The sequence below is a fragment of the Paenibacillus uliginis N3/975 genome (assembly GCF_900177425.1).
GTDB lineage: Bacteria > Bacillota > Bacilli > Paenibacillales > Paenibacillaceae > Paenibacillus_AQ > Paenibacillus_AQ uliginis.
In genome coordinates this window covers 3,715-15,207 of record NZ_LT840184.1, presented here as the reverse complement: position 1 = coordinate 15,207, position 11,493 = coordinate 3,715, and the positions used below count along the sequence as shown (strand labels likewise).

Here is an 11,493-nt window from a genome sequence, read left to right as displayed (position 1 = left end):
TGAAAGGAATTGTTACAAGCATTTCACAGATGTCCCCGATTCACCACCCCCTTAGCTCCTGCGTCGCTTGAAGAGGGCGTCCTCTCGGTGAATTTGATAGAAAAGCACCGACTAAAATACCAATCGTCACTACTACTAAACCAATGGGAGCTGCTATTCTTTTCCACATTTTTCCCATTCCCTTACAACTTTTTGATTACTAAATTTCTTTTTTCGAGATACACCGCTGTATCTGATTGTCTAGCCACCTCTTGTGAATGAGTGACTACAATGATACATTTATTTTCTTTATGAGCAAGTTCTTTAAATAACTCGATAATATCCATGGAAGTTACTTGATCTAGATTCCCAGTAGGTTCATCGGCAATTAATAAATCCACATTACAAGATAATGCACGAGCAATCGCCACACGCTGTTGCTGACCACCGCTAAGCTGTAATACTTTTCTTTTGGCTTCTACTTCGGTCAACCCTACCTTTTCTAACAACTCAAGCGCTCTTCCTTTTTTATCTTTTACATCAACTCCTGTAATCTCCATTGCCGTAACTACATTTTGAAGAGCGGTCATATACGTAATGAGATTATAGGATTGAAAAATAATGGAGACATGTTGGTTTCGATAGGAATCCAGCCCTATCTTCCGTATATCTGTTCCTTTGTATAATACAGACCCGCCTCTTGGGATATCTAATCCGCTTGCTAAACTAAGGGTCGTTGTTTTTCCGGATCCGGATGGTCCTAAAATGGTATAAAATTGTCCGGTTTGAAACGAAAAGTTTACATTATCTAGTATAGTGATCTTTTTATTATTGCTTTTATAATGGTAATTCAAATTTTCGAATTGCAAAATAGTTTCCATGTGGATCCCCCTACTCATCTTTTAGTAAAATATCTTTTGGATTCAATCGAAGAATCGATAATGCTGGAAGAATGGTTGATAAGATTGCAATTAATAGACCTAATCCACCTAACTTCAGCAAATCTTGGGAAGTCACACTTATATCAATATTATCAATAGGATCCACATCTTGACCCTGATCATTATTCATTTCAAACATGAATCCTGGATTATTTGCTCCCTGCTGCTCCTCTTCAGAAGAAATAACTTCTTTCTGCAATAAACTGTCTCCCATTTTTTGAGATACTGTCCCACCTGTAAAGATAGAGAAGCTAAATGCCAAAGCAGCTATACACAATACTTCTACTAAAAGTTGTCCGATTAACTTCCCTTTTTTCTCGCCAATTGCAAGTAGAATTCCTAATTCTTTCCGTCGTTCTTTTATGGTCAACATAATGATAAGTCCTAAGATTATAGATCCTGTAATTGAGACCAGGTATATAATCCATTTTGAAGTTGATGCTACGTTCTCAATAGGGCCTACCATTTTTTTGTATAATGCATCATGAGCATCTAGTTTAAATAGGTCAAAATCAATGTCTGTTTTTTCTCCCTCTGCTTTAAAAGCATCGATATCATGTGGATCCTTTAAATAGTAAATAGCCTGGTCAATTGGTGTACCTTTCATATCCTTATTTTCCGAAAATTCTTTTAACGATTCGTACGAGACATATACTTTGTTCGATGGATGAAACAGAGGCGGTGCCGATTCCATGTTGCCATCTACCGTGGAAGTTTCGTAAATCCCTAAAATTTCGAACTCTACTGTCGATGTATCATCTGTTGATGTGATCTTTAACTTATCACCAACTTGTAGATCGTTTTGTTCAGCTAACTGTTTTTCAATCAGGGCTACTTTCTTATCTTTGTCTTCTGCTGTTATTGGACGCCCCTCAATCATTTTATTCGTTTCTTCTGTAAATTCTTTCAATAAATCAGAACTTCTCACACCGTGAATGAATGTATTTGGCATTTTCATATTCCCTTGGTCTCCACCACCTATGGATCCCCCAATCGCTTCTCCCTCGTTATCACCATTAATGGGAGTATAACCATCCGCTACACCTTGACTATCTTTTAAATAGTTAAAATCTTTTACATAAGGTGATTCTGCTAACTTATCTGCTTCCTCTGTAGACACTTCTGGGCGGTGTATTCTTTCATTAGGATTTTCACTTCTCTGTTTTTGAACGTATTTTTGAAATTTTTCCCCGTCTAAACCTAACGTCACGTCGACTCCTAACTCTTTTCTGGCGAGATCATTCGCTGTTTTTGTAACATTTTGAATGGCGAATCCTGCTAACACTAAATTAGTAAGAACTAAAAATACAGCAAATAGGATAAGAGATTTTCCCTTTCTTGCTTGTATACTTAAAAAAGCCCGTTTGATAAAATTCATGATTACTAACCTCCTCTGATATCTCTAATTTAAAGGACTAATCTGGAGTCTATATGGAGATATCGAGGATTTTATCTAGAGATATAGGGGACTTTATGTGGACTGGTCGGAAATATCATAAAGAATCATTCCGGGGAAATAAGCAGGATGTTAACATCGGTTGAGATAAGACTCATTGATTGACACGTGCGCAATACAGAAATAAAATCTGTATAAAATTGGTATATCATTCTGATACCAAGTACCATATGGGAGTGAGATGAAAATGATGCTTACAGGTAAAGTAGTAGTCATTATTGGAGGAAGCTCGGGTATAGGACTCGCTACGGCAAAAGCCGCTTACGATCAAGGAGCTCATGTTGTCATATCGGGTCGTACACAGGAGAAACTTAATACAGCCATTAAAATCATTGGAAATGGTGTGCGTTCTTTTGAGGTGGATGTTGCAGATGAAACTAGTGTTCGAACCATGTTTAACCAGCTTGATCATGTTGACCATGTTTTTGTCACGGCTTCCCATATTGTACTTGGTGCTATTCTAGAAACAGACAGTGAAATTCTAAAATCTACATTAGACAGCAGATTCTGGGGTTCTTATTTTGCCGCAATGTGCAAATGAGGGCACCCATTATCCATTTGGGTGCCCTCATAAAGTATTAACCAAACTGTTTCTCATCGCTAGTCGTATGGCAAACCCCACTTGTTAAAGAGCCTGAAACAGCTGCTCTCCTTTTGTCTGGATGTATCTATACATCACACCACATACCACCATCATCATTATTCCAATGCCTAACGAGATGAGATTGCCATTTACATGGGATAAAAGAAGCGATATAGCAAATGGAATCACTAGACTGATGAAACCTATCAACATGGACACTAAGACCGATGCACTTTGTTTGATCACCGTAACTTCACTTATCCACTCCAGGTTAGGAAGTTTCAAATTTACAATAACACCCAACATCGCTGAATAACAGGCATAGATCAATGGGATAACAAGCAATAGCAAGCTTTCAATCCATCCCGTGCGCAACGATATCATGAGCATCACACAACTGACAATCGAGATCGGCATTGTGATGGTGAGATTCACCGCAACTTTACTAAGCAGTATGGTTTTTTTGGGTACGGGTGAGCTTTTTAATATCCATAAATTGTTGCCTTCGAGAGAAATGGAACTTGACGTTGTGCAGCTTAAAATGACGAACAAAGAAACGACCAATGGAGCCAGTTTGCTCAAGTAATCGGACAATTGCGGGATTTCTATCAGTTGCCCAAGTTTCTCCGAGCTCATAAATAATAAAGCAATCGACATCACGAGTAAAAAAATCATACCAATACTCGTATTCAATACATATAAGGAAGAACCAATGTATCGACGCAGCTCCTTCTTATACAGTGCACGAAAAGGTGATGATGTTTCTAGTGGCTTCATTATATATTTGCTGCTTGCATGAGAGGTCGTTAGGCCTGTGTGTATAGCTTTATATCTTGTGCCAAGTACAGTGGTAAACAGCATAAACGCAAGCACCGATATCGCAATAAATAATAGCAATGAACCAATTTTGTATGAGCAAACAGCATCAACATACATGGCTGCAAGAGGATACAGCTTAAATATCATATCTGCCAATTGTGTACTCATATCAGCAAGTACCTGCTCGTTACCATTTATACGGAACGAACCAATCATAACTCCAATAATTACGCCAAAGGTTAATATGAGGCTGATCATTCGACTCGCTTTAAAACGGGAAGAGATCCAGCTAATCAGTGCGCCAATAACGGTTGCAGCAATGATGGGTAGTAATGGAATAAACAAGAGTGCAATCAGAAAAAACAGATAATATAGCGCTTCAGGACTCACTTTTATTGCATAAACCGCACCAGCTGGCAGCATCACCATTAAAGTGAAAAATAAATTCAGCACATAGAGCTGAAGAACACGGCTCGCTACAACATGGCTTGTTTTGATAGGCAACGACATGACCAAATCGAAATCTTTAAAGCTAAATAATACTCCACTTGCTTTATAGATCGTTGTAAAGAATCCAACAATAGAAGTTACAGCCATCATAATGGCAAGCAGCAGATCCATACGGCCTATTTGTTCAAAGGTCAGTGCCATCATGAAGCTGTATCCAAATGAAGCCACTGCAATCATGATCACACCAATTAGAATGCCGATGCTTAGCAGAAGCAATTTGCGTCTTTCCTTAACATCGCGCGTATGCAATGCTTTATTCAAGCCAAATGATGAAAGCAATTGTATCTTTGTTAATCTCCATATATTAGTCATTGTCTATCAACTCCAGGAACACATTCTCAAGGCTGTTGTCACCCTTTACTTCTTCTGTCTTGCCATGAGTTATCAATTTGCCCGCTTTAATGATAGCAATCTTATTGCAGAGCTTTTCTGCCACATCCAGTACATGAGTTGAGAAGAAGATTGCACTACCCTTGCTGCACAGATCTGCCATGATCGTCTTTAACATGTGAGCGGCCTTTGGATCAAGTCCAACAAAAGGCTCATCCAGCACTAACAATTTTGGTTTATGAATGAGAGCTGAGATGATAGCGAGCTTCTGCTTCATGCCATGGGAGTACGAGGAGATCATACCACCCAAATCGGCTGTAATCTGAAAAGCATCGCCGTATTTTTTAATGAGTGACTCACGATCTGCTTTGGATACGCTAAAGAGATCTCCAATAAAATTCAAGTACTGTATGCCGGTAAGATGATCGTATAGATCCGGGTTATCAGGAATATACGCAGTAATCGCTTTGCAGGCAACTGGATCTTTCTTAATCGAGATGCCGTTAATTTCAATGTCCCCTTCTTCAAAGTCAAGGACACCAACTACTGACCGGATCGTCGTTGTTTTTCCTGCACCGTTATGTCCGATAAAGCCGTAAATATCACCCTTCTCGACCACTAAATTCAAGTCGTCTACTGCCTTTTTGCCACCCTTATAGCTCTTGGTAAAATGTTTTATTGTGAGCATTCTTCCTTCACCTCATCATTGGAATATACAGATTTTGAACAACGTCATTTCTTCTTCCCCGTACGCTTTTCGTAGAATAACTATAATACGTCTAGCCAATGATGAAAGTTCATTTGCACCCAAATTTTCTGCTTGCTGTCCTCATGGGGGCCATTATTATTTTACTAAAACTCTCCACTGTTTATGATATAGTTCCCCGCACTGTCTGTAACGGCCAAGTTTCACAGTTCACTGATCTGATGTCAAATACAAAAAGACACTTGAGCAGCGGGGCTCTAGTGTCCTAGTAACAAGTTATTAGGCTTTTCGTCTGATAGGAATCCATACCTCGCATACGGAATCGATTTTTTCATCATCGACCCAATAATATTTTTCAATGCATGGTCCCTCAGCCTGCTCAAAATTCACTGTAGGGAACCATTCCGAATAAATCCGTCTCCATACATTATGAATTCCGGTACTAATCACAACATCATCTGTCATTTTGTCTGTACCTTCGAATACGGCATATGTTTGTGCAGGAATGGTCAACACGGTTAATCCTGTAGGCACTTGGGATCCTTCAGGAAGCGCAGCACCCATCAAATAACTCCTTCTACCTTCCTCATCAAAATCATAGTGATAACCATACAGCAACGTCCCTGGTGGGTTCCCTATCGCCTCATTAATCCGATCATGTGTGCCGTCTGTCCATATAACTTCTGCAAATTCCGGTATTTCCTTGTATGGGTCCTCCTTGATCAGCACATGCTTGCCCACTACAATCGATGCCGGTTCTTCTACAATGCGATAATTCATTTCCGATTCTCCCTTAATCTGAATTTGAAAGGTGATTTTGGAGAAGGCCTTTAGCTTTACATTCGTCTTTTTTGCATTCGAAGGCGTCACACCATGCAGTCGTTGAAAGGCTTTAGCGAAAGCCTCCGGGCTTTCATAACCGTATTTAAGCGCCACGTCAATGACCTTGCTGTCCGTGCCTGCTAATTCTTCAGCAGCCAGCGTAAGTCGACGGTTTCGGATATACTCCGTTACGGTAAAGCCTGTTAAAGCGTGAAACATGCGTTGAAAATGGTACCTGGATAGCAGCGCTACCTTCGCAATCTCGTCGATCTCTATTTTAGTTGTTAAATGGTCTTCGATATAGTCGATAGCCAGCCGAAGCAATCTCAGCGCCTCCACCATCATCATCTCCTTTCAAATTCAGTCTATAGGAAGCATCGGCAGCAATCCTGTTCATAGATGCTCCGTTTTGTCCTGAAAACATTTATACTAATGTATTTTTCAATAGCAGTAAGCTATGATTCTAAGTAGAATGTTATTGATAATTTTAGTTTTTTTATATTGAAAAGGATTGGGTGATTTTTAGTGGAAAGTATTCTAATTATTGAAGATCACGAAGATGTCAATTTAATGCTGGCAGAAGCATTGATCGATGCAGGTTATAAAGTGAAATCATCCTATACCGGCGTCGATGGAATAAAGGAAATCAAAAACAAATCGTATGATTTGATTCTACTTGATATTATGCTTCCCTACAAAAGCGGGGATGAAATACTTAAAGAAACACGGGAATTTTCTGAAACTCCTGTCATTGTCATCTCCGCAAAGGATATGGTTGGCACGAAGATTGATCTTTTGAAGCTGGGGGCCGATGACTATATCACAAAGCCCTTTGATTTAGGAGAAGTTGTGGCACGTGTAGAATCCAATCTGCGGCGTGCTCATAAGCAATTACAAGAAAGCAAAGTTTTTCGTTATAAGGACTTGGCACTGGACGACAATACAAAGCGTGTTACGGTAGGCGAGACTGAAATGGAACTGACCGCAAAGGAATATATGATATTGGAGCTGCTACTAAAGCATAGCGGCAAGGTTTTTACAAAATCGAACCTGTATGAATCGGTCTGGAAAGATGAATATCTCGGTGATGATAATGCGGTTAAGACTCACATCAGCAATCTGCGTAATAAGTTAAAGAAAGTAAATCCGAATAAGGAATATATCGAAACGGTATGGGGCTTGGGTTATCGTCTATACAAAGAATGAATTATCTGTTTCCTGACTATTTTTTTGCTCCCCTTAACCTTTTCTAAACCAATGGAAGTTAACCTAAAGTCAGAAAGGATAGGTGAGCAAAATGAAACGATATGTTGTAAAAACAAACAGCCTTACGAAAAGCTACCGCACTTTTTTTGCGCTGCATGATGTGTCGATTACAATGGAATCCGGTAAAATATACGGTTTAATCGGGCAGAACGGCGCGGGAAAAACAACGCTAATGCGCCTTCTGGCCGGGCTTTCTTTTCCCACGAAGGGCAACATTGAGCTTTTTGGTCATCGTGGTGAGCGTGCTTTGCAGGATGAAAGGAAACGGCTGGGCTGCATGATCGAGAATCCTGGATTTGTCCCCTATATGACAGCGAAAGAAAATCTCAAGTTTCACAGAATTATGCGCGGTGTTCCCAACAAGGAAATTGAGGGTGAATTGTTAGAACTCGTCGGACTTGCTGACACAGGAAATAAGAAAGCAAAAAACTTCTCACTTGGTATGAAGCAGCGTTTAGGTATTGCGATCGCCCTGCTTGGCAACCCTGAATTGCTGATCTTAGACGAGCCGATCAATGGACTTGACCCATTGGGTGTTGTTGAAATTCGTAATCTATTGAAGAAGTTGTGCGAAGAGCGGCAAATGACCATTTTAATTTCAAGTCATAATTTGCCAGAGCTATATCAAACCGTAACGAATTATATCATCATCCATAAAGGCGAAATTAAGCAAACCCTCACCCTGGAGCAGCTTGATGAAAACTGCAAGCACCACATCCATATTAGCTGCGACCAACCGGAAAAGTTAACGAGCGTATTGGAGATGCAGCTGAACACCACCAATTTTAAGGTCATGCCAGATAAAACGGTTAAGCTATATGATTATTGGAATGAGACGGATTTGGTGGCAAAAACCTTATATGAAAATGGGATTGTCGTTTCGAAATTTTCTATCGAGGGAGATACGCTTGAGAACTACTTTATTTCTGTTATAGGTGGTGGCCAAGATGCTTAATTTGATTCAGGCGGATTTATTTAAATTACGTAAATCAAAGGCAATTAAGATTCTATTGGGAATCACAACTGTAAGTGCGTTAGTCATGGCAATGATGGCATATCTGATACCACAGGGGAAGATTGAAGCCAGCATGACAGGAATGGGGTTCATGTTCTCTGATATAAATATAATAAGCATTCTCGGCGGTTTTATTGCAGGCGTGTTTATCTGTGGTGATTTCGATAATAAAACAATCCATGATGCTATTGCAAATGGCTGTAGCAGGGGTGCTGTCATCGTTAGTAAGGCAACCTTATTGGGATTTGCCCTAGCGCTCATCCTACTCCCCTATGCCATCATAACGGGTATTGCTCTTAGTACAGGTTCCGAGTTTAGTATGGGCTCCGTAGCAATAGGATTCCTGAATCTACTGACTTCAGAGGGTGGTACAGCCTTTTCCGCATCAGAGGTATGGAAAATGCTTGCTGTCATGTTGACCTTGATAATCGTATATGTGGCACAATTGAGTATCTGTGTACCACTTGCCTTTACGCTTAAAAAGCCCATCTTCGTAGTTGTTATTTATTATGGGTTTTCACTATTTACTGCGCAATTAATGAGATTAAGCGATAGTTCTCCGGTGTTTGAGCGTATTTTCTCCTTTACGCCATATGGAGGGAAGTACACCTTTATAACATTGGATACGGGAACGGGAGACATGGTTAAGGCAATCGCTGTTAGTTTAATATTTATGATTGTCATGCTTGCTGTCACATACAGCGCATTCAGAAAATCGGAAATTAAGTAACTGAAAGGTTGGTGAACGCGTTGATAATTGTCGCTGGCACTTTGATCATTCTTATTATGTTGCTCGCCTTGTATATCGCCTTTCTTCAGCGACAATTGCGCAACATCAACCGACAGTTGGACAAACGGCTGACTGAACATACACGTCAACCTATCCGTTTGGAACTCCTGAGCAGGGAGCTTAATGCTTTGGCTATCAATATTAACAAATGCCTAAAGGCGGAGGAAAACCTCCGTCTTAAAGGCATTCAAGAGGAAAAGAACTTTAAGGAGCTAATCGCAAATATTTCCCATGATTTACGAACACCGCTTACTGCTATAAAGGGTTACCAGCAGCTTATGAAAAATGGTGATTTGAGCGCCGATCAGCTAAAGAAACTGCACACTGCCCAAAAACACGCTGATGAATTGGGTCGGTTGATTGAACATTTTTTTGAGTATTCCTATCTCCTGAACGCTGAACCCGAACTAAACATCAAACGAATTAACCTTACCAATCTTGTGGCAGAGTGCCTCGCAGCATCAGTTACCACATTAGAGGAACACAATCTGACTGTACGCCTTGAGGAAACACCAACTGTATTTGTCCTTGCTGATAAAGAAATGGTTACGAGAATTATTCAAAATCTAATTCGAAATTGTGTTCAGCACTCAAATGGAGATATCAAAGTAAGTTTGCTGGCTACAAATAAAGCAATTCTATCGTTTAAAAATCCGATGAAAAATACTTCCGTTATTGATATAAACCGGCTTTTTGATCGCTTCTATACTGGCGATAAAGCAAGAAGTAATAGTACAGGGTTGGGCTTGTCTATTGTTAGGCTATTGGCGGAACAGATGGGAGGCAGTACAGCTGCATTCTTACAAGACGGGTTTCTCGAGATAAGAGTTGAACTTCCGTTATAGTCTCACTATTATATTTCCTGAATATATATGTGAAACCCCCGCACTACAAAATTTATAAATTAGGAGGTAACAAAAACCTAATGATCAAAAAACCGTTAAAGTGGCTGGCCTGGATCGTGCTAACCCTAATTGCTGTGCTTGCCATTTTTCTAATCTATATTACAGCGATTGATTATAAACCCCCAGCTCAAACAGAACTTCATACCAACAATAATAACAGTTCAATACTTAAGCAAGGTGAGCCGTTCACCGTCACTACGTTCAATATCGGCTACGCCGGCCTCGACCAAGGACAGGATTTCTTCATGGACGGTGGAACGAAGTCCCGATCAAGTAGTAAGGGGCAAACGGAGACTAACCTGAACGCCATTACCGACTTTCTGAGCGACACTGGCTCAAATCTGTATATCCTGCAGGAAGTAGATGTTAACTCCTCCCGTAGCAACAAGATTAACCAAGTCGAAAAAATAAGTCATAGCCTACAAGGATACAGTGATACATTTGCTTATAATTACAAGATGCCTTGGGTACCCGTGCCGTTGACTCATCCAATGGGTGCGGTGCAAAGTGGTTTACTCACATTATCAACGTTCAAGAGCACATCTCATACTCGCTTCAATCTGCCTGGCAAAGAAAGTTGGCCTGTTCAGCTGTTTGAGCTGGATCGTGCATTTATAGAGAGCAGGTTTCCAGTAGATAACGGTAAAGAACTCGTGCTAATCAACCTGCATTTGTCGGCATTCGATAAAGGCGGTACAATCCGCAAACAACAACTTGACTTCCTTGAGGACTATATCAATCAAGAAGTGGAGAACGACAACTATTTCATTATAGGCGGGGATTGGAATCACTCCCTACCTGGAACAGATCACAATAAGTTTCCCACTAAGCAGGAATGGCCGCAGTGGCTACAACCATTCCCCGATACCTTCGGCCCGGGTGACTTCCAGTGGGCGATAGACCCGAACACTCCTTCCGTCCGAACGCTAGACGTGGCGTATCAAAAAGGACTCAATTTTCTCGCTGTGATCGACGGATTTCTCGTGTCTCCAAATGTTGAGATCGTTGATGTTACCGGACACGATCTGAACTTCGAGAACAGTGATCATAACCCCGTTACAGGGAAATTTATTCTGAAATAAGCTAAATCATCCTCAAAGAAGCCAACACCTCTGATGATCAGAGATGTTGGCTTCTTTTTTCGGAATACGGCTTTAACCAGCAATTAAGAGCCCTCCTATTAGTCATTATCTATGATTGACAACCAATAAGTTTAGGAACTATACTAATTTTATAAATAATAAGGAAACGAAAGAATTTATCATGCACACACGAAGAAGTTCACATTCAGTTTTACAATTAATTATTTGACACTCCCACCCCTAAAGGGGCAAGTCTGCTGACGCAGTTGGGATTCTTGAGTAGTTAACG

11 protein-coding genes are annotated in these 11,493 nt (G+C 40.4%); 6 read left to right on the top strand and 5 right to left on the bottom strand.

From position 1 onward, the window contains the following. Positions 1-182 precede the first annotated feature (182 nt). A complete protein-coding gene (locus tag B9N86_RS00065) occupies positions 183-860 on the bottom strand; it encodes an ABC transporter ATP-binding protein (RefSeq protein WP_208917042.1) in 678 nt (225 codons plus the stop codon). 10 nt (positions 861-870) lie between these two features. Further along, positions 871-2,298, bottom strand: coding sequence for an ABC transporter permease (locus B9N86_RS00060; RefSeq protein ID WP_208917040.1), 1,428 nt, complete (start codon positions 2,296-2,298; stop codon positions 871-873). A gap of 265 nt (positions 2,299-2,563) precedes the next feature. On the opposite strand from B9N86_RS00060, the gene B9N86_RS00055 reads away from it, so the two are divergent. Beyond that, positions 2,564-2,917, top strand: a complete 354-nt coding sequence (locus B9N86_RS00055; RefSeq protein WP_208917038.1) for an SDR family NAD(P)-dependent oxidoreductase — start codon at positions 2,564-2,566, stop codon at positions 2,915-2,917. Between the two features lie 84 nt (positions 2,918-3,001). Here the strand turns inward: B9N86_RS00055 and B9N86_RS00050 are convergent, their stop codons facing one another. From B9N86_RS00050 to B9N86_RS00040, 3 genes are all read right to left on the bottom strand, one after another. Continuing rightward, positions 3,002-4,549: an ABC transporter permease gene (locus B9N86_RS00050; protein WP_244562899.1), complete on the bottom strand. Its 1,548-nt coding sequence runs from the start codon at positions 4,547-4,549 to the stop codon at positions 3,002-3,004. 43 nt (positions 4,550-4,592) lie between these two features. Next, a complete protein-coding gene (locus B9N86_RS00045) occupies positions 4,593-5,306 on the bottom strand; it encodes an ABC transporter ATP-binding protein (protein WP_208917034.1) in 714 nt (237 codons plus the stop codon). Positions 5,307-5,603: 297 nt separating this feature from the next. Beyond that, positions 5,604-6,470 (bottom strand): AraC family transcriptional regulator, encoded by an 867-nt coding sequence (locus B9N86_RS00040; RefSeq protein WP_244562898.1) that lies wholly within the window; start codon positions 6,468-6,470, stop codon positions 5,604-5,606. A 201-nt stretch (positions 6,471-6,671) separates the two neighbouring features. Here B9N86_RS00040 and B9N86_RS00035 point away from each other — a divergent pair, with 201 nt between their 5' ends. The 5 genes from B9N86_RS00035 (at position 6,672) to B9N86_RS00015 (ending at position 11,204) form a co-directional block, all read left to right on the top strand. Then, on the top strand, positions 6,672-7,352 hold the full coding sequence (locus tag B9N86_RS00035) for a response regulator transcription factor (protein ID WP_208917032.1): 681 nt from the start codon (positions 6,672-6,674) through the stop codon (positions 7,350-7,352). Positions 7,353-7,443: 91 nt separating this feature from the next. Next, positions 7,444-8,367 carry an ABC transporter ATP-binding protein gene (locus B9N86_RS00030; RefSeq protein ID WP_208920007.1) on the top strand — a complete coding sequence of 308 codons (924 nt, stop codon included), beginning with the start codon at positions 7,444-7,446 and terminating at the stop codon, positions 8,365-8,367. Next, the gene (locus B9N86_RS00025; RefSeq protein ID WP_208917030.1) at positions 8,360-9,157 is read left to right on the top strand and encodes an ABC transporter permease; all 798 of its coding nucleotides are present in this window, start codon (positions 8,360-8,362) and stop codon (positions 9,155-9,157) included. Before B9N86_RS00030 ends, B9N86_RS00025 begins: the two co-directional genes overlap by 8 nt. A 41-nt stretch (positions 9,158-9,198) precedes the next feature. Beyond that, positions 9,199-10,062 carry a sensor histidine kinase gene (locus tag B9N86_RS00020; protein WP_244562897.1) on the top strand — a complete coding sequence of 288 codons (864 nt, stop codon included), beginning with the start codon at positions 9,199-9,201 and terminating at the stop codon, positions 10,060-10,062. An 80-nt stretch (positions 10,063-10,142) separates the two neighbouring features. Next, positions 10,143-11,204, top strand: coding sequence for an endonuclease/exonuclease/phosphatase family protein (locus B9N86_RS00015; RefSeq protein WP_208917028.1), 1,062 nt, complete (start codon positions 10,143-10,145; stop codon positions 11,202-11,204). Positions 11,205-11,493 lie beyond the last annotated feature (289 nt).

Excerpts from the sequence above, each read along its gene's own strand:
- B9N86_RS00025 (WP_208917030.1), top strand. The coding sequence starts at position 8,360 with ATGCTTAATTTGATTCAGGCGGATTTATTTAAATTACGTAAATCAAAG.
- B9N86_RS00065 (WP_208917042.1), bottom strand. The coding sequence starts at position 860 with ATGGAAACTATTTTGCAATTCGAAAATTTGAATTACCATTATAAAAGC.
- B9N86_RS00045 (WP_208917034.1), bottom strand. The coding sequence starts at position 5,306 with ATGCTCACAATAAAACATTTTACCAAGAGCTATAAGGGTGGCAAAAAG.
- B9N86_RS00060 (WP_208917040.1), bottom strand. The coding sequence starts at position 2,298 with ATGAATTTTATCAAACGGGCTTTTTTAAGTATACAAGCAAGAAAGGGA.
- B9N86_RS00030 (WP_208920007.1), top strand. The coding sequence starts at position 7,444 with ATGAAACGATATGTTGTAAAAACAAACAGCCTTACGAAAAGCTACCGC.
- B9N86_RS00055 (WP_208917038.1), top strand. The coding sequence starts at position 2,564 with ATGATGCTTACAGGTAAAGTAGTAGTCATTATTGGAGGAAGCTCGGGT.
- B9N86_RS00015 (WP_208917028.1), top strand. The coding sequence starts at position 10,143 with ATGATCAAAAAACCGTTAAAGTGGCTGGCCTGGATCGTGCTAACCCTA.